Annotated in this window: 22 protein-coding genes; 15 read left to right on the top strand and 7 right to left on the bottom strand. The window is 55.4% G+C overall.

Features of this window, described 5'->3' with window-relative positions:
* The 6 genes from xthA (at nucleotide 1) to RS584_RS08710 (ending at nucleotide 6,176) form a co-directional block, all read left to right on the top strand.
* Nucleotides 1-807 carry an exodeoxyribonuclease III gene (xthA, locus tag RS584_RS08735; protein WP_015570756.1) on the top strand — a complete coding sequence of 269 codons (807 nt, stop codon included), beginning with the start codon at nucleotides 1-3 and terminating at the stop codon, nucleotides 805-807.
* A 6-nt stretch (nucleotides 808-813) separates the two neighbouring features.
* Nucleotides 814-1,497 carry a TVP38/TMEM64 family protein gene (locus tag RS584_RS08730; RefSeq protein ID WP_086524408.1) on the top strand — a complete coding sequence of 228 codons (684 nt, stop codon included), beginning with the start codon at nucleotides 814-816 and terminating at the stop codon, nucleotides 1,495-1,497.
* 6 nt (nucleotides 1,498-1,503) lie between these two features.
* The gene (locus RS584_RS08725; protein ID WP_305766602.1) at nucleotides 1,504-2,673 is read left to right on the top strand and encodes an ABC transporter substrate-binding protein; all 1,170 of its coding nucleotides are present in this window, start codon (nucleotides 1,504-1,506) and stop codon (nucleotides 2,671-2,673) included.
* Nucleotides 2,646-4,175, top strand: coding sequence for a thiamine ABC transporter permease (locus tag RS584_RS08720; RefSeq protein ID WP_315749382.1), 1,530 nt, complete (start codon nucleotides 2,646-2,648; stop codon nucleotides 4,173-4,175). The genes RS584_RS08725 and RS584_RS08720 overlap by 28 nt, the downstream gene beginning before the upstream one ends.
* Complete coding sequence (locus tag RS584_RS08715) at nucleotides 4,175-4,795, top strand: ATP-binding cassette domain-containing protein (protein WP_315749380.1); 621 nt, start codon at nucleotides 4,175-4,177, stop codon at nucleotides 4,793-4,795. Before RS584_RS08720 ends, RS584_RS08715 begins: the two co-directional genes overlap by 1 nt.
* 73 nt (nucleotides 4,796-4,868) lie before the next feature.
* Nucleotides 4,869-6,176: a sulfurtransferase gene (locus tag RS584_RS08710; protein ID WP_032670808.1), complete on the top strand. Its 1,308-nt coding sequence runs from the start codon at nucleotides 4,869-4,871 to the stop codon at nucleotides 6,174-6,176.
* Here the strand turns inward: RS584_RS08710 and RS584_RS08705 are convergent.
* Complete coding sequence (locus RS584_RS08705; protein ID WP_315749377.1) at nucleotides 6,173-6,790, bottom strand: CDP-alcohol phosphatidyltransferase family protein; 618 nt, start codon at nucleotides 6,788-6,790, stop codon at nucleotides 6,173-6,175. The two genes, RS584_RS08710 and RS584_RS08705, sit on opposite strands and share 4 nt — an antisense overlap.
* Entirely contained in the window at nucleotides 6,780-7,352 is a 573-nt protein-coding gene (locus tag RS584_RS08700; RefSeq protein ID WP_315749375.1) for a carboxymuconolactone decarboxylase family protein, read from the bottom strand. Before RS584_RS08700 ends, RS584_RS08705 begins: the two co-directional genes overlap by 11 nt.
* Nucleotides 7,353-7,427: 75 nt before the next feature.
* On the opposite strand from RS584_RS08700, the gene RS584_RS08695 reads away from it, so the two are divergent.
* A complete protein-coding gene (locus RS584_RS08695; RefSeq protein WP_315749373.1) occupies nucleotides 7,428-7,844 on the top strand; it encodes a pyrimidine (deoxy)nucleoside triphosphate diphosphatase in 417 nt (138 codons plus the stop codon).
* On the opposite strand, the gene RS584_RS08690 is transcribed toward RS584_RS08695, so the two are convergent.
* On the bottom strand, nucleotides 7,804-8,076 hold the full coding sequence (locus tag RS584_RS08690; RefSeq protein WP_003857857.1) for a YnjH family protein: 273 nt from the start codon (nucleotides 8,074-8,076) through the stop codon (nucleotides 7,804-7,806). The two genes, RS584_RS08695 and RS584_RS08690, sit on opposite strands and share 41 nt — an antisense overlap.
* A gap of 224 nt (nucleotides 8,077-8,300) precedes the next feature.
* Here RS584_RS08690 and gdhA point away from each other — a divergent pair, with 224 nt between their 5' ends.
* Nucleotides 8,301-9,644 carry an NADP-specific glutamate dehydrogenase gene (gene gdhA, locus RS584_RS08685; RefSeq protein WP_315749371.1) on the top strand — a complete coding sequence of 448 codons (1,344 nt, stop codon included), beginning with the start codon at nucleotides 8,301-8,303 and terminating at the stop codon, nucleotides 9,642-9,644.
* Nucleotides 9,645-9,698: 54 nt separating this feature from the next.
* On the opposite strand, the gene RS584_RS08680 is transcribed toward gdhA, so the two are convergent.
* A complete protein-coding gene (locus RS584_RS08680) occupies nucleotides 9,699-10,550 on the bottom strand; it encodes an SIS domain-containing protein (protein ID WP_023296337.1) in 852 nt (283 codons plus the stop codon).
* A 206-nt stretch (nucleotides 10,551-10,756) separates the two neighbouring features.
* Between RS584_RS08680 and RS584_RS08675 the strand changes: the two genes are divergently transcribed.
* The 5 genes from RS584_RS08675 (at nucleotide 10,757) to pbp4b (ending at nucleotide 16,124) form a co-directional block, all read left to right on the top strand.
* Nucleotides 10,757-11,842, top strand: coding sequence for a porin (locus RS584_RS08675; RefSeq protein WP_315749368.1), 1,086 nt, complete (start codon nucleotides 10,757-10,759; stop codon nucleotides 11,840-11,842).
* A 70-nt stretch (nucleotides 11,843-11,912) separates the two neighbouring features.
* Nucleotides 11,913-12,470: a DUF2057 family protein gene (locus RS584_RS08670; protein ID WP_315749366.1), complete on the top strand. Its 558-nt coding sequence runs from the start codon at nucleotides 11,913-11,915 to the stop codon at nucleotides 12,468-12,470.
* Nucleotides 12,471-12,500: 30 nt separating this feature from the next.
* Nucleotides 12,501-13,391, top strand: coding sequence for an N-acetylmuramic acid 6-phosphate etherase (gene murQ / locus RS584_RS08665; protein ID WP_315749937.1), 891 nt, complete (start codon nucleotides 12,501-12,503; stop codon nucleotides 13,389-13,391).
* Complete coding sequence (gene murP, locus RS584_RS08660) at nucleotides 13,391-14,812, top strand: PTS N-acetylmuramic acid transporter subunit IIBC (RefSeq protein ID WP_315749365.1); 1,422 nt, start codon at nucleotides 13,391-13,393, stop codon at nucleotides 14,810-14,812. The genes murQ and murP overlap by 1 nt, the downstream gene beginning before the upstream one ends.
* Nucleotides 14,813-14,822: 10 nt before the next feature.
* Entirely contained in the window at nucleotides 14,823-16,124 is a 1,302-nt protein-coding gene (pbp4b, locus tag RS584_RS08655; RefSeq protein ID WP_315749363.1) for a penicillin binding protein PBP4B, read from the top strand.
* Between the two features lie 49 nt (nucleotides 16,125-16,173).
* On the opposite strand, the gene RS584_RS08650 is transcribed toward pbp4b, so the two are convergent.
* From RS584_RS08650 to RS584_RS08640, 3 genes are all read right to left on the bottom strand, one after another.
* Nucleotides 16,174-18,096: a DNA topoisomerase III gene (locus RS584_RS08650; protein ID WP_063138734.1), complete on the bottom strand. Its 1,923-nt coding sequence runs from the start codon at nucleotides 18,094-18,096 to the stop codon at nucleotides 16,174-16,176.
* A gap of 4 nt (nucleotides 18,097-18,100) precedes the next feature.
* Complete coding sequence (gene selD, locus RS584_RS08645) at nucleotides 18,101-19,144, bottom strand: selenide, water dikinase SelD (protein WP_017384682.1); 1,044 nt, start codon at nucleotides 19,142-19,144, stop codon at nucleotides 18,101-18,103.
* A 116-nt stretch (nucleotides 19,145-19,260) separates the two neighbouring features.
* The gene (locus tag RS584_RS08640) at nucleotides 19,261-19,812 is read right to left on the bottom strand and encodes an NAD(P)H nitroreductase (protein ID WP_039271074.1); all 552 of its coding nucleotides are present in this window, start codon (nucleotides 19,810-19,812) and stop codon (nucleotides 19,261-19,263) included.
* Between the two features lie 167 nt (nucleotides 19,813-19,979).
* On the opposite strand from RS584_RS08640, the gene sppA reads away from it, so the two are divergent.
* Together sppA and ansA are read left to right on the top strand one after the other, a co-directional pair.
* On the top strand, nucleotides 19,980-21,836 hold the full coding sequence (gene sppA / locus RS584_RS08635) for a signal peptide peptidase SppA (RefSeq protein WP_045141479.1): 1,857 nt from the start codon (nucleotides 19,980-19,982) through the stop codon (nucleotides 21,834-21,836).
* A 62-nt stretch (nucleotides 21,837-21,898) separates the two neighbouring features.
* Nucleotides 21,899-22,915 (top strand): asparaginase, encoded by a 1,017-nt coding sequence (gene ansA / locus RS584_RS08630; protein ID WP_023303507.1) that lies wholly within the window; start codon nucleotides 21,899-21,901, stop codon nucleotides 22,913-22,915.
* Nucleotides 22,916-22,917: the final 2 nt, after the last annotated feature.

Genomic DNA, 22,917 nt, shown 5'->3' with positions numbered 1-22,917 from the left:
ATGAAATTTGTCTCTTTTAATATCAACGGCCTGCGTGCCCGCCCTCACCAGCTTGAAGCGATTGTTGAGCAACATCAGCCAGATGTGATCGGCTTGCAGGAGACAAAAGTTCACGACGATATGTTCCCGCTCGAAGAGGTAGCGAAGCTGGGCTATAACGTTTTTTACCACGGTCAGAAAGGTCACTACGGCGTTGCGCTGCTGACCAAAGATACGCCAGTGTCGGTGCGTCGTGGCTTCCCGGGTGACGATGAAGAGGCGCAACGCCGCATTATTATGGCGGAAATTCCTTCCGCGCTCGGCAATGTGACCGTCATCAATGGCTATTTCCCGCAGGGTGAAAGCCGCGATCATGAAACCAAGTTCCCGGCCAAAGCGAAGTTTTATCAGGATCTGCAAAACTACCTGACAACCGAACTCAAAAAAGAAAACCCGGTGCTGATCATGGGCGACATGAATATCAGCCCGACGGATCTGGATATCGGTATTGGCGAAGAGAACCGTAAGCGCTGGCTGCGCACCGGCAAATGCTCTTTCCTGCCGGAGGAGCGCGAGTGGATGGAGCGCCTGCTGGGTTGGGGGCTGGTGGATACTTTCCGCACGGCTAACCCGGCGACGCAGGATCGCTTCTCGTGGTTTGACTATCGCTCTAAAGGCTTCGATGACAACCGGGGCCTGCGTATTGATCTGCTGCTGGCGAGCGCCCCCCTGGCCGAACGCTGCATCGAAACCGGTATCGACTATGACATCCGCAGCATGGAAAAGCCGTCCGACCATGCGCCGGTATGGGCAACGTTCAAGCTGTAAACTTCAGTGAATATTAAAAAAATCAGTCTCCTGTGCGCCCTTCTGGGCGCATTTGTTTTGACCGTTGTTTTGCTTCCTCCAGGCATGCTCTCCCTCGACACGCTAAAAATGCACCAGCAAACGTTGCTCGATCGTGTGGAGCAGGCGCCTCTTCAGAGCGCGCTAGTCTATTTTGCGGTTTACGTTCTGCTCTCCGCGCTGTCGATCCCCGGAGCCGCGCTTCTGACGCTGCTCGGCGGGGCGCTTTTCAGCCTGTGGGAGGCGACGCTGTTGGTGTCATTTGCCTCGACGCTCGGCGCCACGCTTGCCATGCTCGTCAGCCGTTATCTGCTGCGCGACTGGGTGCAACGGCGCTTTGCCGCACAGATGAGCACGATAGATGCGGGGATGGATCGCGACGGCGCGCGCTACCTTTTTGCCCTGCGCCTGATGCCGTTGTTCCCGTTCTTTCTGGTCAATTTGCTGATGGGGCTAACCCGTCTCAGGGTGCGTCACTACTGGTGGGTCAGCCAGCTTGCAATGCTGCCTGCCACCGTCATTTATCTGAACGCCGGACGCGAGCTGGGGAAACTCACCTCGCTGCGCGATATTCTGTCGCCGGGACTGCTGTTCGCCTTTACACTATTAGGGTTATTACCGCTGGTCACTCGCTGGCTGTTTTCCCGTTACATCCCTTCGATTAAAAAGTGAGGCATTATGCGCCGGGTGCGTTTTTGCGCGTTTCTGACGAGTCTGCTGCTGGCAACCTCTGCCTTCGCCGCAGAGAGCTGGCAATCCATTCAGCAACAGGCCACCGGGCAGACCGTCTGGTTTAACGCCTGGGGCGGTGACGAGGCCGTTAACCGCTACCTCGACTGGGTAAGCGGCGAGATGAAAACGCACTACGCCATCAACCTGAAGATCGTTCATCTGGCCGATGCCGCCGACGCGGTGAAGCGGATCCAGACGGAACATGCCGCAGGACGTAGCAGTAACGGGTCGGTGGATCTGCTCTGGGTAAACGGGGAAAACTTCCGCAACCTGAAAGCGGCAAACCTGCTGCTCACCGGCTGGGCGCAAACCCTGCCCAACTGGCGCTACGTCGATACCCGTAAACCGGTAACGGAAGATTTTGCCATCCCGACCGATGGGGCAGAATCCCCGTGGGGCGGCGCGCAATTAACCTTTATCGCCCGTAAAGCGAGTACGCCGACACCACCGGCAGATCCCCACGCGCTGCTGGTATACGCCCGACAGCACCCTGGCAAGGTGAGCTATCCGCGACCGCCGGATTTTACCGGCACGGCGTTTCTTGAGCAGCTACTGCTGGCGCTGACCGCCCATCCGGAGGCGTTAAAAAACGCGCCAGACAGTACCTTTGCGCAGGTCACCGCGCCGCTGTGGGATTACCTTGATACGCTGCACCCCCTGCTGTGGCGCGAAGGGAACGATTTTCCTCCGTCGCCTGCGCGCATGGATACGCTGCTGGCCAGCGGCAGCCTGAACCTGTCGCTCACCTTTAACCCCGCCCATGCGATGCAAAAGGTGGCGAGCGGTGAACTGCCTGCCGACAGCTACAGTTTCGGCTTTCTCAAAGGCATGATCGGCAACGTCCATTTTGTCGCTATCCCGGCAAACGCCAGCGCGAGCGCAGGCGCGAAGGTGGTGGCGAATTTCCTGCTGTCACCGCAGGCGCAGATCCGCAAAGCTAATCCTGCCGTCTGGGGTGACCCGAGCGTGCTGGATGGCGAAAAACTGCCTGCGAAAGCGGCAAAACAGCTTAGCGCCTTTACCCCCTCAGGCACGCCTGATGTACTTCCCGAACCTCACGCCGCCTGGGTTAACGCCCTGGAGCAGGAATGGCTTCGCCGCTACGGAACCCGCTAAGCGGGCTGGTCTGGGCGGCAATGGCGGTCATCTATCTGCCACTGCTTCCCGCCAGCGGCATGCTGCTGGCCCCGGCGTTTTCTCCCGGCAACTGGGCGACGCTGTTTGCCGACCCGCAGCTGCCGCAGGCGCTGGCCGCCACGCTGGTTTCCACGCTTATCGCGACGCTGGGCTCACTGTTTATCGCCCTGACCCTGCTTGCGCTTCTCTGGCCGGGTGAAGGCTGGCAGCGCCTTAGCACCCGTCTGCCGTGGCTGTTAGCCGTGCCGCACGTCGCCTTCGCCACCAGCGTGCTGCTGCTGTTTGCGGAAGGGGGGCAGTTTTACCGGATCTGTACGGTCTGTTCGCCGCAGCTTGACCGCTACGGTATCGGGCTTGGCTTGACGCTTGCGGTCAAAGAGAGCGCGTTCGTTCTGTGGGCAATCTACGCCGCGCTGCCTGAAAAGCGTCTCGCACAGCAGAAAATCGTCCTGCATACCTTCGGCTACGGACGAATGCAGGCGCTCAACTGGCTCGTCCTCCCGGCAATCGCCCCCGCGCTGGGCTCCGTGATGCTGGCGGTGCTCGCCTGGTCGCTTTCGGTGGTGGATGTGGCGATCGTGCTCGGGCCGGGCAACCCGCCTACGCTGGCGGTACTGGCCTGGCAGTGGCTCACACAGGGCGATGCGCAGCAGCAAACAAAGGGAACGTTACTGTGTCTGGTGTTGCTCCTGCTGCTGGCCGCGCTTGCCACGGTGGGATACGGCTTCTGGACGGCATGGCGGCGCGCCCAGCGTGCTCCCTCCGGGGTTCGTCGCGCTTCGCATACTGCGCTGCCCGCACGGACGCTGGGCGGGTTACTGCCGCTGTGCGGCGTGCTCTGTGCGCTGGTTCTGCTGATGCTGGCACGCCGGGACGACATCGGCCCCGTCAGCGACAGCCTTTCACTGGGACTGCTGTCCAGCCTGACAGCGCTGGCCATCCTCATGCTCTGGCTTGAGTGGGGACCCCAGCGCGGTGCGGTGTGGATCTGGCTGCCGCTCGCCCTCCCGGCGCTGCCCCTCGTGTCCGGGCAGTATGCCGTGGCGCTGTGGCTGGGAATCGACGGCCAGTACGCTGCGGTGCTCTGGAGCCATATGCTCTGGGTTCTCCCGTGGATGCTCCTGGTGCTGCAACCGGCCTGGCGCAGGCTCGATCCCCGGCTTATCCTCACCGCCAGAACGCTGGGCTGGCGACAGGCGAAAATTTTCTGGTTGGTGAAATGCCCCCTGATGGTTCGTCCGGCCCTGCTGGCCTTTGCCACCGGCTTTTCCGTGAGCATGGCCCAGTACATGCCCACCCTCTGGCTGGGAGCGGGACGTTTTACTACTCTGACGACGGAGGCGGTCGCCCTCAGCAGCGGCGGCAGCATTCCGATCCTCGCCAGCCGGGCGCTGGGTCTGTTGCTGTTGACCAGCAGCGTATTTGCCCTTGCCGCGCTGCTCTCCCGGCTCGTGGGCCGTCACAGACAAGGATTACGTTAATGCTGAACGTGAAAAATCTCACCATTGCGCCACTCTTACGTGAGGTCAACTTCCGCGTCCCGGCGGGGGAGATTGTCACGCTGATGGGCCCCTCCGGGAGCGGGAAATCGACCCTTTTCGCCTGGATGGTGGGGGCGTTATCCGCTGATTTTAAGGCGCACGGCGAGCTGTGGCTGAACGATCGCCGCTGCGATCTGCTCCCCGTGGAAACGCGCGGGATCGGCATTCTGTTTCAGGATGCCCTGCTGTTTGACGCCTTCAGCGTGGGGCAAAACCTGATGCTGGCGCTGCCGGCACACATCGTCGGGCGCGCCCGCCGCAACGCGGTAGAACAGGCCCTGGAGACTGCCGGGCTGGCAAACCACTACGCCAGCGATCCGGCGACCCTGTCCGGCGGCGAGCGCGCCAGGATCAGCCTGTTGCGCGCCCTTCTCGCCCAGCCGCAGGCATTGCTGCTCGACGAGCCGTTCAGTCGACTGGATAAAACGCTGCGCGCCTCATTCCGGGCGAGGGTATTCGAGGTCACTCGCCAGCGCAGGATCCCGATGGTGCTGGTCACGCATGATGAGGACGATATTCCGCCCGGCGGAGAGGTGATTGAGATTTCTCGCTGGCAATAATGTGCTAACGCAATGTTTTTGGCTTCAGGAGAGACGACAATGCCCCCCTCTTTTAATGACGTCAGGTTTTTCGATGAAACGTGTTTCTCAACTGACCGCGCTGGCCCTGATCTGCGGCCTCGCCTCACTCTCCTCCACGGCGGCTGATATGCCCCACTCCCTCACGCTGGACCAGCTCCAGGCGCAAAACGGCGCGGTAATTGATACGCGCGTCAGTGCGTTCTATAACGGCTGGCCGCAGACCCTGAGCGGAACGTCCGGGCATGAACCCGCCGCGCTTAATCTCTCTGCCAGCTGGCTTGGGGCAATGAGCGATGAACAGCTCAGCGGCTGGGCAAAACAGCATCGGCTTACACCAGACATGCCGGTTGCGCTCTATGGCAACGATGATGACAACCAGACCGTCAAAACGCGGCTGGAGAAAGCGGGCTTTACCCACGTCTCCACCCTGAGCGATGCCCTGCAACAATCCGACCGTCTGCAACGTCTGGCGCATTTTGAACAGCTGGTTTATCCGCAGTGGATCCGCCAGTTGCAGCAGGGCAAACCCGTTACCGCCGCACCAGCCGGAGAGTGGAAGGTGATCGAGGCTGGCTGGGGTGCGCCGAAGCTTTATCTCCTGAGCCACATTCCCGGTGCGGGCTATATCGACACCAATGAAGTGGAAAGCGAACCGCTGTGGAATAAGGTCTCTGACGAAAAGCTGAAAGCGATGCTGGCGAAGCACGGGATCCGTCACGATACCACCGTCATTCTGTACGGTCGCGACGTGTATGCCGCCGCGCGCGTGGCGCAGATCATGCTCTACGCGGGCGTGAAGGATGTGCGAATTCTGGATGGCGGCTGGAAGGCGTGGTCCGACGCCAGCCTACCCGTTGAGCGCGGAACGCCTGCAAAGGTGAAGCCAGCCCCTGATTTTGGCGCGCCGATCCCGGGCCAGCCCCGGCTGATGGTGGATATGGAGCAGGCCCGGGGAATGCTGCACCGTCAGGACGCCTCGCTGGTGAGCATTCGTTCCTGGCCAGAGTTTATCGGTGAAACCAGCGGCTACAGCTATATCAAGCCAAAAGGTGAGATTGCCGGTGCGCGCTGGGGCCATGCGGGCAGCGACGCGACCCACATGGAAGATTTCCACAATCCGGATGGCACCATGCGCAGCGCCGATGATATTGCCGCCATGTGGAAAACGTGGAATATCCTGCCGGAGCAGCACGTTGCGTTTTACTGTGGTACCGGCTGGCGCGCGTCTGAAGCCTTTATGTACGCCCGCGCGATGGGCTGGCAGAACGTTGCCGTCTACGACGGCGGCTGGTACGAATGGAGCAGCCATCCGCAGAACCCGGTCTCCACCGGGGAGCGCGGACCGGAAAGCGCACGCTAGCGGGGAAGTGATTTCAGCGTGATGTAACCGCTCCAGATGCGCGTTGTGGTGGTCAGCCAGCACAACGCGCCAAACGTCCAGGCAAACAGCGCGAAATGCGCCGGAAACAGGCAGCACAGCACAAACAGCGCGATGGTCTCCGTTCCTTCCGTTAATCCTCCAATATAATAAAGCGACTTGTGCGCATAGCCGGGGTTGTCGATATCATGCTTCCCCGCCAGCGCGGCAAAGGCCAGGAAGCTGCTGCCCGTCCCCATAAACGCGAACAGCAGCCAGGCGGCGGCGATCGCGTTATCAGCCGGAGCGGCCAGCGCAAAGCCAAACGGCACCAGGGCGTAGAACAGGAAGTCGAAGGCGATATCAAGAAATCCTCCCGCGTCCGTCAGGCCACGGAGACGCGCCAGCGCGCCGTCCAGACCATCCAGCAGCCGGTTCAGCACAATGGCGATCAGCGCCGCCGGATACCAGCCCAGCGCCAGAAACGGTAACGCCAGCACGCCAATCGCAAACCCGGCGAGGGTTAAGCCATCAGGCGTGATAAAAGGTCTATCCAGCGCGGCGGCCAGCTGATTTAACCCGGGTTTCAGCCGGGGGTGCAGATGTTTATCCAGCATGCGGTTTACCTTTAAACGTGGCGCACAGCCCCTGAGCCGGGATATCCAGCGCGGCGTTAAAGCGGGCGGAAAGATTCTGAAAGGCAATCAGAGCCGTCATTTCGGTGATGGTCTCTTCTGTAAAGTGGCGCTTCAGCAGGCTTTTAATATTTTCATCCACCTCAGGCGGCGTGGCGGAGACCGCCTCCGCATAGGCCAGCGCCGCGCGCTCCTCTTCGCTGAACAGGGCGGAATTTTGCCAGTCGCTGACGGCCTGCACTTTATCCAGCGCCCCGCTCCGCTCGGCCAGACGCAGGCTGTTGGCATCAATACAAAATGCACAGTGGCAGATCTGCGAGACCCGCGTCATTAGCAGCGATCGCAGAACCGGCGTCAAACGCGCCTTGCGCCGCTCCAGATAGCCGACAAACAGCGCCACCAGCCAGAAAAGACGCGGCATACGCCCCCACCAGCGCGTGGGATTCAGCACCGCGCCGAAGTGTTTTTTCTGCATGGCGGCGATGGGGCTGAGGCTGACGGGAAGGGTTTCCATGGGCGCAACCCAGGCGGATGTCTCTTTCACCTGATTCTCCTGATGACTGGACTCTTTGGAAGGGCACGATAATATGTCGTTTTTCGCTATTAATTATTGACGAACATGCTGAAAACACTCGATGTGGTTGCGGCCATCCTCGAAAAAGAGGGCAAGATTTTGCTGGCGCAGCGTCCCGAACATGCCGATCAGCCAGGAATGTGGGAATTTGCGGGCGGGAAGGTTGAAGCCGGTGAGACCCAGCCGGAAGCGCTGATCCGCGAACTGCGCGAAGAACTCGGCATTGAAGCCGTGCCCGCGCGGTATGTGGCAAGCCACCAGCGGGAGGTGTCGCAGCGGCTGATTCACCTCCACGCCTGGCATGTGCCTGAATTTAGCGGTCAGCTGAAGGCGCATTATCACTCGGCGCTGGTATGGTGCACGCCAGAAGACGCGTTCAAGTATGCTTTAGCCCCGGCGGATATACCGCTGCTGGAAGCGTTTATTCTTTTACGCGACGCCAGACCAGCGGGTTTGTACTGAGGGTGCGTTCATCACGCTGGCACTGCAACAGTACGCCATCCGCCCTGACTACTGCGCCTTCGGAATAGTTTTGATCCTGATAGATACAGCACTGATTACACGGCTGCGCACGCTGGCCGCCAGCGCTAAAAACCTCTGGCGGCACGTTGACCTCGACATCCGGGCGAATGCGGTCAGCCTGTGCCCCGGCGGACACCATCAAACATAACGCGGCCATTGCGTAACGGTTCATAGACTTTATTTCCTTTGCATCGTTTATATCTATAACGGTCGATCCGGATGGGATCTTTAATTTATCTCGTCATCGCTTTTGGTTATGACGAGCGCCCTGTCATTAATTTCCCTTGCGGCATAAATTTCTGCTTGCCTCTCAAAGCGGTGCGGGTGGTATAGTCAAAAAAACGACACAAAACATCTACGCCACACGCATAAATTATATAAGAGGTTCTTATATCTATGGATCAGACACGCTCTCTGGAAAGCTTTCTTGCCCATGTTCAGCAGCGCGACCCGCACCAAAGCGAGTTTGCCCAGGCCGTTCGTGAAGTCATGACCACCCTGTGGCCCTTCCTTGAGGAAAATCCGCGTTACCGTCAGATGGCGCTGCTTGAACGTCTGGTAGAGCCGGAGCGCGTCATCCAGTTCCGCGTGGCGTGGGTGGACGACCGCAATCAGGTGCAGGTCAACCGCGCGTGGCGCGTGCAGTTTAACTCCGCCATTGGGCCGTTCAAGGGCGGAATGCGCTTCCATCCCTCGGTGAACCTGTCGATTCTGAAATTCCTTGGCTTCGAGCAGACCTTTAAAAATGCGCTCACTACCCTGCCGATGGGCGGCGGTAAAGGCGGGAGTGATTTCGATCCGAAAGGCAAGAGCGAAGGCGAAGTGATGCGCTTCTGCCAGGCGCTGGTCACTGAACTCTATCGCCACCTTGGGCCGGACACCGACGTTCCTGCCGGGGATATCGGCGTGGGGGGGCGTGAAGTGGGTTTTATGGCCGGGATGATGAAAAAGCTCTCCAACAACAGCGCCTGCGTCTTTACCGGCAAAGGCCTGTCGTTTGGCGGCAGCCTGATTCGCCCGGAAGCGACGGGTTATGGTCTGGTCTATTTCACTGAAGCGATGCTTAAGCGTCACGGGCTGAGCTTCGAGGGAATGCGCGTGGCGGTCTCCGGCTCCGGCAACGTGGCGCAGTACGCTATCGAGAAAGCGATGGCGTTTGGCGCGCGCGTGGTGACCGCCTCCGACTCCAGCGGTACCGTGGTGGATGAAGCTGGCTTTACGGCAGAAAAACTGGCGCGTCTGTGCGAAATCAAAGCCAGCCGTGACGGTCGGGTAGCGGATTATGCCCGTGAGTTTGGCCTGACCTATCTGGAAGGTAAACAGCCGTGGGGCGTGCCGGTGGATATCGCCCTGCCGTGCGCGACGCAAAACGAACTGGACGTGGATGCCGCCCGGACGCTGATTAGCAATGGCGTGAAAGCGGTAGCGGAAGGGGCAAATATGCCCACCACTATTGAAGCGACCGACCTGTTCCTGGACGCGGGCGTGCTGTTTGCACCAGGCAAGGCGGCGAACGCTGGCGGCGTGGCAACATCCGGTCTGGAAATGGCGCAAAACGCCGCGAGAATGGGCTGGAAGGCAGAGAAAGTGGATGCCCGTCTGCACCACATTATGCTCGATATTCATCACTCCTGCGTGGAGTACGGCGGCGAGGCCTCGCAAACTAACTACGTGCGCGGGGCGAATATCGCCGGGTTCGTGAAGGTGGCCGATGCGATGATCGGACAGGGTGTGATTTAGTTTCGCTGCATTCTCGCCCTTGTAGGCCCGGTAAGCGCTGGCGTTACCGGGTCATTACTCAAGCCGGTTAATAAGTTCACGGCTGCGCTCTATCATGTTGAGTGAGTGCCTGTCATTGCGCTGTAGCAGTCCGACAAATAACAAATCTGTTATACAATTTTGGGCAGTTCGGGAAGAGATCGATGAGCTGCGCCATTCATCTTCGTTCGATACCGTCTCCAGAATATAATCAGCCCTCTCCCGCAAAGGATTATTTGCCAGTGATGTTATAGCTATGATCTTCGCGCCTTTCTCTTTTGCCGCTTCTGCGGCGATCAATATCTCCTTTTTCTTACCTGAGTAAGACAAGGAAATTTGTATATCATCTTTATTCAAAGCCTGAGCAACAGATATTTGCACATGTGTATCAATCTCACATGTTACACGATAGCCAATTTTTAATAATTTAAAAGCGAGATCTTTTGCAGCCAGCGCAGAGCCTCCGAGACCAACAATTTGTATATGCCTCGCCTTATCTATTATTCCTATTATCTTTTCCAGTTTTACAAAATCCATATTTACTGTCGTTTCTCTTAATGCATGAACTTTTTCTGCAATTAACTTATCAGCTATTACATTTAAAGGGTCAGAGCTATGAATAGTACTGTGAAGACTATAATCAGCTTTTGCACTTTTTTCTCTGCTGTATTCTTCTATCAGCATCAATTTTAGATCGGCGAAGCCGTGAGCACCGAGTTTTTTGGCAAACTTCGAAATAGATGATTGGGCGACACACAATGCTAGCGCGATTGAGTGGGAAGAACATCCTTTGAAAGCATCAAGATGATTGATGATGTATAGAGCAATTTTCTTCTCTGTATCAGTATAATTATTATAATCCATTCTTATTTTTTTCAAATAACTCATAAACCACCCCTATAACATCTAAAAAAACAATGTATTCTCTCTTAAAGATAAATACAACACATAACGATCAAAACCTCAAATATAAATTTTGACAGTCATCACAAACATTTAAAAGGAATTTATGATTCCATTTAAAATGGATTTAAAACGATCAACAATTCCCATGAACAAACATCATACCACTCTACTAAGAATAGGATTTATTTATGAGAAATGGACTGAAACATTTATCCTGGTTATTAATCACACTTGCTTCTTCAGGCCATGCAGCCGTCATTTATCAGGCTAACGATGGCTCTAACATTGACCTTTACGGGCGCCTTGGTTTTAACGTATCAGATAAAAAAACAGGTGACGTTTCAGGCGATTTTGATGGTCGAATTGGTTTCTCGGCACGCCAGATGATTGATGACAAATTTGCCGTGATTGGTTTTACACAATACCAGGTGAATGCAGCCGAATACGCAAACAATATCAAAGCGGAGGACCCAGACGATTTGACCGCACGATATGTCTGGGCAGGCGTTGACTTCGCCGAGTACGGTAAAATCACAGCAGGACGCGTTTCATCCGGCCTGATTATGTTTACAGACATTGGTGATGTATTTGCCTCGTCAGACGTTGCTATGGCCCGCCAGGCAAATTTTATCGATCCCACGGCTGTTCAGGTTTTCCGCCAGGATGGCACCATACAGTACCAGAATACGTTAGGAAATCTTGACGTATCCAGTGCGTGGATTATTGGCAATAATTCATCTGACCTTGATTACGGCATAAATACTGCTCTGCGTTATACACTCGATCTCGGCTTTGCGGGCAAGCTTCAGCCTGTTATCGCCGTGCAGCAATCGCAGGCCAGTCATGATGAGACCTCCGCGCAATCTGATGATGATGCTGATAAATACCAGATGTGGGGAGTAGGTACTCGTTATTATTTGGGTGATTTTATGTTTGGTCTACTCTATTCCGAAGATACTGTTGAGTATCTTGATGGCCGTCCGGACAGCACTGATAAAGATTACGAAGCAACAATTGTCTGGTCGCTGACGTCTGAATGGTGGCTCCGGACCGGCTATCGTCATTTAGAAAATCATGACGGTGACGGACTTAAGCTTCGGGATGCGACCTTTGAAGTTCAGTACAAAGCCACCGCAAAAAGCTCAGTTTATGCCTCGTATTCCTGGCGCAATGGTGAAGCCGGCACCAACAGGGTTACTGGCGACAACGTTTCTTTTGGTGGTAGCGACCCGGCAGATGACTATTTCCACCTCGGATTGCGCTATGAATTTTAAATGCTAATCAGGCACTCTATGTCGCCTTATATAAGGGTGTCGCGGTTACTCTTATTTACAGGAGTTATCTATGAAAGTATTACTATTATTATTTTTTATGTCGAGATTTGCATGCGCCAGGGTCACACTTGACTTGGGTGAAAACATTGTTGTTCTGGCCGCTAAAGATTGTAAGCTATCTCTCTTTTCAAAGAGTCTGACTCTACCAGACGGCGAGCAAAAGCTTGTCATTAAATTCGATAGTTCCGTCAATCCGGAATCCGTCAATCAAGGTAAAGGGCGAATGACCTCAGCACCTTATATATTTACATTTAACTATAGCGGCAGAGAAAAACTCATACTTACCACCCCGAAGGTCATCGATGAAAAGGAGGTTATAGACCAGGCTCGCAATCCACAATTTATGCTGAAGGCCAATGATACAGCCATCCCCTTTACCATGGAAAAAGTTTTTCCAGAGAGCATTAACATTTTTTCTGATTTCAGTTCATTCCTCGCTGAGGATAAAAATCAAATCGACGATATAAAACAAGACAGCACAGATAACCTTGATCAGGTTAAATCGGCCTATCTTGGCTTACCTGATAAACAGAAACTCTCATTCATGAAATGGTTGTTAAACAATTAAGAGATTAATATGAATTTAGATTTGAGCAAGATGGTGACTGAAAACGCTAATCCAGCATCTATGGAAATTGATCGACTAAGCACACTTGAAATGTGCAGGGTGATCAATGCGGAGGATCAAAAAGTGGCCCTCGCGGTAGAAAAGTGTTTACCGGATATTGCAGCCGCTGTGGAGTTAATCGCTAAAGCCGTCGCAAAGGGCGGTCGCTTAATCTATGTTGGCGCAGGCACCTCCGGACGATTAGGGATCCTTGATGCCAGTGAATGTCCGCCAACCTATGGCGTAAAAAGCGAACTGGTGCAGGGAATTATTGCCGGTGGTCATACTGCAATCCTGAAAGCCGTAGAGGGGGCTGAAGATAACCGCCAGGCGGCAATTCACGACCTGACCGCTATTGACCTCTCTGTGGCTGATACTGTCGTGGGTATTGCTGCAAGTGGACGTACGCCATATGTCGTGTCCGCGCTAGCGCACGCACGCAATGTAATAGGTTGCAATGTTATTTCCATCGCATGTAACCCCGGCAGTGAAATTGCTGAATACGCCAGTGTTGCCATAACGCCTGTTGTAGGCTCAGAAGTGATAACGGGATCCTCGCGTATGAAAGCCGGGACCGCGCAAAAGCTGATCCTCAACATGCTTTCAACCTGTTTAATGATAAAAATGGGAAAAGTGTATGGCAATTTGATGGTTGATGTTGTCGCTTCTAACCGAAAGCTCTTTGAACGGCAAATTAAGATCGTTACCGATGCTACTGCCTGCTCACGGCGCGATGCAGAAAATGCGTTAAAGCAATCAAACCGAAACTGTAAATCAGCCATTGTAATGATTTTGAGGCAGTGTTCCGCCGATGACGCCCAAGCGTTGCTGTCGAAAAACGGGGGTTATATACGGGCGGCCATTTCTAAGGAAGCGAAATAATGTCTAAACATATTAGCACCGATCTACTCACGAAAATTATTGTTCTGGCAGGTGGCAAAAACAACATTCTGCATTGTGGCAATTGCATGACCCGCTTGCGTCTGAAAGTGGCGGATACAACGTTAATAGCACACCATGTGAAAGAACAACTCTCAGAGAGTGTCAGTGGTGTTGTCATAAACGGCAACGAAGTGCAGGTCATTTTTGGCGTTGGTAAAGCGCAGAGAGCGGCAGATAGCATGAATAATCTGCTGGACAAAAAAGATTTGCATGCAATAGCCGCTGAAAACAAAAGTCAGCTCAAGAGCAAGCAGCAATCATCTTTGCAACAATTCCTGGCAAACTTTGCCACTATCTTTACTCCCCTGATTCCGGGCTTTATCGCGTCAGGTTTGATGCTCGGTATCGCCACGTTGTTAGGGACGTTAATGCATATTGCGCCAGAAGCTAAAGGAACACTCCCTGATGCGCTAAATTTCTTGAAAATTTTTAGTAAAGGACTCTTCACCTTTCTTGTGATTTTAGTGGGATACAATGCGCAAAAGGCATTCGGCGGTACTGGCGTAAACGGTGCAATCATCGCGGCACTGTTTATTCTCGGTTATAACCCGTCAGCCACAGTAGGCTATTATTCCGGACTACAGGATTTTTTTGGTCTCACTATCGACCCGCGCGGAAATATCATCGGCGTGCTGCTGGCAGCATGGGCCGGAGCGAAGATCGAGCGCGTTATAAGAAACGTTATTCCCGATGAGCTGGACATGATTTTAACGTCGATGCTGACACTCATTTTCACCGCTGTGTTGACATATATTGTGATCATGCCCATTGGTGTCTGGTTGTTTCAGGGGATGTCCTGGCTGTTTATACACCTTAACAGTAATCCGTTGGGCTGCGCTGTACTGGCAGGCGTTTTCCTGATTGCTGTGGTATTTGGCGTTCATCAGGGATTTATTCCTGTTTATCTCGCGTTAATGGACTCTCAGGGGTTTAATTCTCTTTTCCCCATCCTCTCAATGGCTGGAGCTGGACAAGTAGGTGCCGCGCTGGCGTTATACTGGAAAGCAGACGTTTCTTCCACGCTGCGTACACAAATTCGGGGAGCAATCATCCCCGGTATATTGGGTGTCGGTGAGCCGCTTATTTATGGCGTTACACTACCACGGATGAAGCCTTTTATTACGGCCTGTATAGGCGGCGCAGCAGGCGGGTTATTCATTGGAACTATTGCATGGTTAGGGCTCCCGGTCGGCCTGAACAGCGCGTTCGGGCCATCTGGCCTGGTAGCTTTGCCGCTTATGACCTCAGCAAAAGGTATATTTCCAGCTATTGCAGTTTATGGTGTAGGTATAGTGATTTCCTGGGTATGCGGTTTTATTATAACCCTTCTTTTTGGCTGCAAGAATGTGGATTTACATTGAGGGATCAACCATGAAACGACATGCTTTTTTTGCCTCTTTACTTGCTTTATCGGCTTCTGTTTTTGCGAACAACTATCCGGTTCTGACGAATGCACAGCCGGAAAGCGTGGGCTTTAATATCGATAAACTGAAAAAACTGGATAGCTGGATTCAGGATCAGATCAACGCCGGGTATCCGGGTATGAACGTCGTCGTGATAAAAGACAATCATATCGTCTTTCAAAAAGCCTGGGGTTATGCAAAAAAATACGACGACTCCCATTTGATGGGTAATCCGCTACGCGCGACAACAGAGACAATGTACGATCTGGCTTCCAACACAAAAATGTACGCCACGAATTTCGCGCTTCAGAAGTTGGTTTACGACGGCAAAATTAATGTCAACGATCGGGTCACGAAATACATACCCGGATTCACAGATCAACCCACAGAGAAGATTAAAGGAAAAGATGCCCTGCGAATTATTGATATTTTGCATCATACCGCCGGCTTCCCGGCCGATCCACAATATCCAAACAAGCGTGTTGCAGGCAGCCTCTACTCTCAGGATAAACAGACCACGCTGGAGATGATTAAGCGAACGCCGCTTGATTATTCGCCAGGTACAAAACATGTCTACAGCGACGTCGATTACATGATCCTCGGATTTATCATCGAGTCCGTTACCGCAATGCCGCTTGATGTGTATGTTGAGAAACATATTTACCAGCCGCTCGGCCTGAAGCACACGGTGTTTAACCCTCTTTTAAAAGGCTTTAAGCAACCGCAAATTGCCGCCACCGAACTTAACGGTAACACCCGGGATGGTGTAATCAGCTTTCCGAATATTCGTACCACCACCCTCTGGGGCCAGGTTCATGATGAAAAGGCATGGTATTCCATGGGGGGCGTTTCAGGTCACGCAGGTCTGTTCTCAAATACACATGATATTGCCGTTCTGATGCAGACCATGCTTAACGGGGGACATTATGGCAACGTTACGTTATTTGATCAGAGTACAGTAGATGAGTTTACCCGTAGCTCGGCAGCAGATGTCACCTTTGGACTGGGCTGGAGGGTTAACGGTAATTCCTCTATGACCCCAACCTTTGGCGTACTGGCAAGCCCTCAAACCTATGGGCATACGGGCTGGACAGGCACGCTCACCGCCATTGATCCCGTAAAACGTATGGCGATTGTCATTCTGGGCAACCGACCACACTCCCCCGTCGCTGATCCTAAAATGAATCCGAATGTTTTTGTCAGCGGGACCTTACCTGCGGCAACATATGGATGGATTGTCGATCAGATCTATGGCGCACTGAACGAGTAAACGCCACCCTTCATGCCGGGTGGCGGCTTCGCCTTACCCGGCCTACGGTTTAAGCGGTTGTATTTTTGGCCGCGCTTTTCTTCTTTTTGAACGGTTTCTTCGCCCCGCCGCCCGGGGCGACCATTCCCCGGAATCGCTTCACTGGCGTACTGCGCGCCTGGTCAATCAGCTGATAAAGCGTCCCTACCAGCGGCTGCATAAAGTCCTGATAACGGCACTGCTTTTCGCTGATCTGCGTCAGCACCGACTCCCAGTGCGCGGTCATGTCCGGTCTGGCCGCCAGTTCAGGGAGGGAGTGGATGAGCGCCCGTCCCGGCTCTGTTGAGTGGATGTAACGTCCCTTTTTCTCCAGGAAGCCGCGCTTAAAGAGCAGTTCGATGATCCCCGCGCGGGTCGCTTCCGTGCCCAGACCGTCGGTGGCGCGCAGGATCTTCTTCAGATCTTTATCCTGCACAAAACGGGCGATCCCGGTCATGGCCGAAAGCAGCGTCGCATCGGTGAAGTGGCGCGGCGGCTGGGTTTGTCGTTCAACCACTTCGCCCTTCTCGCACAGCAGTTCGTCGCCTTTGGCTACGACCGGCAGCGGCGTGCCGTCGTTCTCTTCGTCACGCTCTTTGTTGCCGAGCAGCGTGCGCCAGCCCGCTTCCGCGAGGAAACGCGCTTTGGCGATAAATTTGCCTTTGGCAATTTCCAGTTCAATAACGCACTTGCGGAACACCGCGTCCGGGCAGAACTGCATCAGATACTGACGCGCGATCAGGTTATAGACCTTTGCTTCGTTGTCGGTCAGGTTGACGTTGCTGGTGCGCGCCGTCGGGATTATCGCGTGGTGAGCATCGACTTTTTTATCGTCCCAGCAGCGGTTATGGGTATCCGGGTTTACCGCCGGTTGCGGCAACAGATCCGGCGCATGGACGCCAATGGCATTCATCACCGAGTGGCGTCCGGCGAAGTGTTCTTCCGGCAGATAGCGGCTGTCCGAACGCGGATAGGTGATCAGCTTGTGGGTTTCGTAGAGCTTCTGGCAGATATCGAGCACGTTCTGCGCGCTAAGACCAAAGCGCTTAGCCGCCTCAATCTGCAACGCCGAAAGGGAGAACGGCAGCGGTGCGGGCTCCGTTTCCCGTTTGTCGTTATAGCTGGTGACGATTGCGGGCTGGCCGGTAATGCGGTTGACCACGTGCTCCGCCAGCGGGCGATGCAGCAGCCGTCCCTCTTCGTCCTGATATGACTCACAGGCATCGCTTGGCTGCCAGACGGCGGTAAAGCGTTCGTCTTTCGGCGTGACGATATGCGCTTTGACTTCGAAGAAGTCTTTGGCGACGAAATTTTCGATCTCTTCGTCGCGACGCACCACCAGCCCCAGCACCGGTGTCTGGACACGACCGACGGAGAGTACGCCCTGATAACCCGCGTTGCGCCCGAGAATGGTGTAGGCGCGGGTCATGTTGATCCCATACAGCCAGTCCGCACGGGCACGCGCCAGCGCAGAGACACACAGGGGAATAAATTCGCTGTTGGCGCGCAGGCGCGATATCGCCCGCTCCACCGCCTGCGGGTTAAGGTCGTTGATCAGGCAGCGCTGCACCTGCTGGCGCTTTTCCGGCGCCAGTTCCAGGTAGTCGAGCACTTCATCGACCAGCAGTTGCCCTTCCCTGTCCGGGTCACCCGCGTGGACCACTTCCGTCGCCTCATGCAGGAAGCGCTTAATAACGTTGAGCTGTTTGGTGACGGAAGGACGCGGTTGCAGGCGCCACTTTTCCGGCACAATCGGCAGATCGTTGAGATTCCAGCGGGCGTAGCGGCTGTCGTAGACATCCGGCTGCGCCTGCTCAAGCAGGTGACCGATACACCAGGTGACCACCTGCCCGTTACCGCATTCGATAAAGCCGTCACCTTTGCGATGCGGTTTAGGCAGCACGTCGGCGATGGCACGCGCCAGACTCGGCTTTTCGGCAATAAACAACCGCATCGAATTAACGGATCTCAATCATCGGGCGACCACCGCGGGCGGTCACCAGCTCACCAATGGCCGTCAGGGTGATGCCAAACTCGGCAGCCGTCGCCTGAACGTCAGCTTCAGCTTCCGGCGTCACCGCCAGCAGCAGGCCGCCGGAGGTTTGCGGATCGCACAGCAGGTTACGCCACGCTTCCGGCATTTCGCCCATTAAATGGCCGTAGCTGGCGAAGTTGCGCTGCGTCCCGCCCGGCACCGCGCCCTGAGCAATGTACTCTTCCACGCCCGGCAGCTTCGGCACATCCTGATACCAGACCTGCGCCTGCACGCCCGCGCCCTGACAGACTTCAGAGAGGTGCCCCAGCAGACCAAAACCGGTCACGTCGGTCATGGCCTTCACGCCGTCGATATTGGCGAATGCCGCACCGGCGAGGTTCATCTGGCACATCACTTCCGTTGCCAGACCGATATGCTCGGGCTTCAGCAGGGATTTCTTCTCGGCAGTGGTCAGTACGCCAATGCCCAGCGGCTTGGTGAGGAACAGTTTGCAGCCCGCCTGCGCCGTGCTGTTGCGCTTCACGCGCTCGGTCGGCACCACGCCGGTGACGGCCAGGCCGAAAATCGGCTCCGGCGCATCGATAGAGTGACCACCGGCCAGGGCAATACCCGCCTGCTGGCAGGCAAAGCGTCCGCCTTCGATCACGTCGCGGGCAATCTCCGGCGGGAGGGTGTTAATCGGCCAGCCCAGAATGGCGATCGCCATGATCGGTTTACCGCCCATCGCAAAGATATCGCTGATGGCGTTGGTGGCCGCAATGCGCCCGAAGTCGAACGGGTTGTCGACAATCGGCATAAAGAAGTCAGTGGTGCTGATAATGCTGGTGCCGTTACCCAGGTCATAAACCGCTGCATCGTCACGCGTTTCGTTACCGACAAGCAGGTTCGGGTCGACAAACTTCGCCTGCTCACTGTGCAGGATGGTCTCCAGCACTTTCGGGGAAATTTTACAACCGCAACCGGCTCCGTGGCTGTATTGCGTTAAACGAATGGTTTGCTCGCTCATGGACGTCTCCTGTCATCTCAATCGCGCTATGGTAGCGCTCATTCCATAAAGAGGTAAGTATGACTGTCTGAATTCTGCGGCGGATGCTCAGAATCCAGACAGTTTAGCGCGGGTGATTAAAAACGGCTGACGAAAGGCGTGGTGTCCGGCACGCTAATGGTGCTGGAGGCTTTAAGCTGCGGGGTGCCGAGATAGAGGAAGCCGACAATTTTATCCTGTTCGCCGCAGGAGAAACCTTCCCGCACGGCGGTGCTCCCGGTCAGCGGCCCGGTACGCCAGATGCCGTTAAAGCCCTGCGCGACGGCGGCCATCTGCATTGCCATTACCGCGCAACCGGCAGACATCTCCTGCTCCCAGACCGGCACTTTATGATCGGCCTGACATTTTGCGACTACCGCGATGATCATCGGCGCACGGAACGGCGCGTTGCGGGCTTTATCAATCCCCTTCTCATCCTGGCCTGCGGCAACAGCCCCCTGCTCCAGCAGCTGGCTGAAGCGGTCGCGCCCTTCGCCTTCAATGATAAAGAAGTGCCACGGCTGCAATGTGCCATGGTCCGGCGCACGCATTCCGGCACGCAGAATGTTTTCCAGCTGCTCGCCGACGGGTGCCGGTTCGGCCAGGCGGGAAGCGCTACGACGGTTAACAAGCAGTTCAAGTGCGTCCATTGGTTAACTCCTTTCATGAAATTTACTCACAAAATTAACACGACAGCAGAATTTGTTACAGCGTGGCAGGCGATTCCTGCTGACAAGTGGCGGTTGGGTCATTACGATAACCGCACATTACCGTCCCGTGGCGACGGAAACAGTCCTTTTCTGGTTAGGGAGAATACATGCGAACCCTTTGGCGAATCTTTGCCGGTTTCTTTAAATGGACGTGGCGACTGCTCAACTTCGTCCGCAACCTGGTGATGAACATCTTCTTCATCTTCCTGGTCCTGGTATGCGCAGGTATCTGGATGCATATCAGCAACGCAAACCAGTCGCAGCATTCGACGCGCGGCGCGCTGTTACTCGATATCACCGGGGTGATTGTTGATAAGCCATCGACCAGCAACCGTCTGGGCGTGATTGGCCGCCAGCTGTTCGGCGCAACGTCAGACCGTCTTCAGGAAAACTCCCTGTTTGATATTGTCGACACCATCCGTCAGGCTAAAGACGATCGTAACATTACCGGTATCGTGCTGGACCTGAAAGATTTTGCCGGCGCCGATCAGCCGTCAATGCAGTACATCGGTAAAGCGCTGCGCGAATTCCGCGACAGCGGTAAACCGGTTATTGCCATTGGCGACAGCTACACCCAGGGACAATATTATCTGGCGAGCTTTGCCAATAAGATCTGGCTTTCGCCACAGGGCACGGTCGATCTGCATGGCTTCGCCACTAACGGTCTGTACTACAAATCGCTGCTCGACAAGCTGAAGGTCACCACCCACGTCTTCCGCGTCGGGACCTATAAATCCGCCGTGGAGCCGTTTATCCGCGATGATATGTCCCCTGCCGCCCGTGAAGCGGACAGCCGCTGGATTGGCGAGCTGTGGCAGAACTACCTCGGCACCATTGCCGCTAACCGTCAGATTACCGCTGAGCAGGTCTTCCCGGGCGCGCGCGGCGTGCTGGACGGCCTGCGCAAGGTGGACGGCGATACAGCGAAATACGCGCTTGATAACAAACTGGTCGATCAGCTGGGTTCCAGCGCTGAAATTGAAAAAGCGCTGACCAAACAGTTCGGCTGGAGTAAAGAGGATAAAAACTACAGCGCCATCAGCATGTATGACTACGCCGCGAAAAAGCCGGACGACAGCGGTGACAGCATCGCCGTGGTGTTTGCTAACGGGGCCATTATGGATGGCGAAGAAACGCCGGGGAACGTCGGCGGGGACACCACCGCGTCGCAGATCCGCGATGCGCGCCTGGATCCGAAAGTGAAGGCGATTGTCCTGCGGGTGAACAGCCCTGGCGGCAGCGTCAGCGCCTCTGAAGTAATCCGTGCTGAACTGGCCGCCGCGCGCGCCGCAGGCAAGCCGGTAGTGGTCTCGATGGGCGGCATGGCGGCTTCCGGGGGCTACTGGATCTCGACGCCAGCCAACTACATTGTGGCTAACCCAAGCACGCTGACCGGCTCGATTGGCATCTTCGGCGTGATCAACACCGTAGAGAACAGCCTGGATTATCTCGGCGTCCACACCGACGGCGTCTCCACCTCGCCGCTGGCGGACGTGTCCGTTACCAAATCCCTGCCGCCTGAGGTGTCTGAGATGATGCAGCTCAGCATTGAGAGTGGCTATAAACGTTTCATCACGCTGGTTGCGGACTCGCGTAAAAAGACGCCCGATCAGATTGACCAGATCGCTCAGGGCCACGTCTGGACCGGCCAGGACGCGAAGAGCAACGGCCTGGTAGACAGCCTGGGTGACTTCGACGACGCCGTGAAGAAAGCGGCGGAGCTGGCGAAGCTCAAGCAGTGGCACGTGGACTATTATCAGGACGAACCGACGTTCTTCGATATGGTCATGGACAGCATGTCCGGCTCCGTTCGTGCCATGCTGCCGGACGCGCTTCAGGCTTATCTGCCGGCGCCGGTGGCGACCGCGGCGAAAGCCATGAGAGCAGAGAGCGACAAGCTCGCAGCCTTTAATGATCCACAAAGCCGCTACGCGTTTTGCCTGACCTGTGCGAACGTGCGTTAAAAATCGTCCCCTCTTCCCGTGAAGAGGGGATTTTTTCTTTTGAAGAACAAGAACTCATTACCATGCAGAAGAAATCAATTTATGTCGCCTATACCGGCGGTACCATCGGTATGCAGCGCTCAGAAAATGGCTATATCCCGGTTTCCGGCCACTTGCAGCGCCAGCTGGCGCTGATGCCTGAATTCCACCGTCCGGAAATGCCGGACTTTACCATCCACGAATATGAGCCGCTGATGGACTCCTCCGACATGACGCCGGAAGACTGGCAGCATATTGCGGACGATATTAAAGCCCATTACGACCAGTACGACGGCTTCGTGATCCTGCACGGCACCGACACCATGGCGTTCACCGCCTCGGCGCTCTCCTTCATGCTGGAGAACCTGAGCAAGCCCGTCATCGTGACCGGCTCGCAGATCCCGCTGGCGGAACTGCGTTCAGACGGGCAGATCAACCTGCTTAACTCCCTGTACGTGGCCGCTAATTACCCGATCAACGAGGTAACGCTGTTCTTCAACAACCGGCTGTACCGCGGGAACCGTACCACTAAAGCACACGCCGATGGCTTTGACGCTTTTGCCTCACCTAACCTGCAACCGCTGCTGGAAGCGGGGATCCATATCCGTCGTCTGGGCACGCCGCCCGCGCCGAATACCGCAGGCGAACTGATCGTTCACCCGATCACCCCGCAGCCGATCGGCGTGGTGACGATTTATCCGGGTATTTCCGCCGACGTGGTGCGCAACTTCCTGCGCCAGCCGGTAAAGGCGCTAATACTGCGCTCCTATGGTGTGGGTAACGCCCCGCAGAACGGTGAATTCCTGAAAGAGCTTCAGGAGGCGAGCGATCGCGGGATTGTGGTGGTCAACCTCACCCAGTGTATGTCCGGCAAAGTCAATATGGGCGGCTACGCCACCGGTAATGCTCTGGCTCACGCAGGCGTGATCAGTGGTTTCGATATGACCGTTGAGGCAACGCTGACTAAACTTCACTATTTACTGAGTCAGGATCTGGATATTGATTCCATTCGCCGCGCCATGATGCAAAACCTGCGCGGTGAACTGACGCCGGACGAATAAGG

Origin of the sequence: Enterobacter sp. DTU_2021_1002640_1_SI_PRY_ASU_LCPMC_013, assembly GCF_032389435.1 — a bacterium.
Lineage (GTDB): Bacteria > Pseudomonadota > Gammaproteobacteria > Enterobacterales > Enterobacteriaceae > Enterobacter > Enterobacter hormaechei_C.
The sequence above is the reverse complement of the archived record's forward strand: the minus strand, read 5'-3'. Positions and strand labels throughout refer to the sequence as shown.

Bases quoted from the DNA above. Each gene is read 5' to 3' on its own strand.
- xthA (WP_015570756.1), top strand. From the start codon at position 1: ATGAAATTTGTCTCTTTTAATATCAACGGCCTGCGTGCCCGCCCTCAC.
- RS584_RS08725 (WP_305766602.1), top strand. From the start codon at position 1,504: ATGCGCCGGGTGCGTTTTTGCGCGTTTCTGACGAGTCTGCTGCTGGCA.
- RS584_RS08720 (WP_315749382.1), top strand. From the start codon at position 2,646: ATGGCTTCGCCGCTACGGAACCCGCTAAGCGGGCTGGTCTGGGCGGCA.
- RS584_RS08715 (WP_315749380.1), top strand. From the start codon at position 4,175: ATGCTGAACGTGAAAAATCTCACCATTGCGCCACTCTTACGTGAGGTC.
- RS584_RS08710 (WP_032670808.1), top strand. From the start codon at position 4,869: ATGAAACGTGTTTCTCAACTGACCGCGCTGGCCCTGATCTGCGGCCTC.
- RS584_RS08705 (WP_315749377.1), bottom strand. From the start codon at position 6,790: ATGCTGGATAAACATCTGCACCCCCGGCTGAAACCCGGGTTAAATCAG.
- RS584_RS08695 (WP_315749373.1), top strand. From the start codon at position 7,428: ATGCTGAAAACACTCGATGTGGTTGCGGCCATCCTCGAAAAAGAGGGC.
- RS584_RS08690 (WP_003857857.1), bottom strand. From the start codon at position 8,076: ATGAACCGTTACGCAATGGCCGCGTTATGTTTGATGGTGTCCGCCGGG.
- gdhA (WP_315749371.1), top strand. From the start codon at position 8,301: ATGGATCAGACACGCTCTCTGGAAAGCTTTCTTGCCCATGTTCAGCAG.
- RS584_RS08680 (WP_023296337.1), bottom strand. From the start codon at position 10,550: ATGAGTTATTTGAAAAAAATAAGAATGGATTATAATAATTATACTGAT.
- RS584_RS08675 (WP_315749368.1), top strand. From the start codon at position 10,757: ATGAGAAATGGACTGAAACATTTATCCTGGTTATTAATCACACTTGCT.
- RS584_RS08670 (WP_315749366.1), top strand. From the start codon at position 11,913: ATGAAAGTATTACTATTATTATTTTTTATGTCGAGATTTGCATGCGCC.
- murQ (WP_315749937.1), top strand. From the start codon at position 12,501: ATGGTGACTGAAAACGCTAATCCAGCATCTATGGAAATTGATCGACTA.
- murP (WP_315749365.1), top strand. From the start codon at position 13,391: ATGTCTAAACATATTAGCACCGATCTACTCACGAAAATTATTGTTCTG.
- pbp4b (WP_315749363.1), top strand. From the start codon at position 14,823: ATGAAACGACATGCTTTTTTTGCCTCTTTACTTGCTTTATCGGCTTCT.
- RS584_RS08650 (WP_063138734.1), bottom strand. From the start codon at position 18,096: ATGCGGTTGTTTATTGCCGAAAAGCCGAGTCTGGCGCGTGCCATCGCC.
- selD (WP_017384682.1), bottom strand. From the start codon at position 19,144: ATGAGCGAGCAAACCATTCGTTTAACGCAATACAGCCACGGAGCCGGT.
- RS584_RS08640 (WP_039271074.1), bottom strand. From the start codon at position 19,812: ATGGACGCACTTGAACTGCTTGTTAACCGTCGTAGCGCTTCCCGCCTG.
- sppA (WP_045141479.1), top strand. From the start codon at position 19,980: ATGCGAACCCTTTGGCGAATCTTTGCCGGTTTCTTTAAATGGACGTGG.
- ansA (WP_023303507.1), top strand. From the start codon at position 21,899: ATGCAGAAGAAATCAATTTATGTCGCCTATACCGGCGGTACCATCGGT.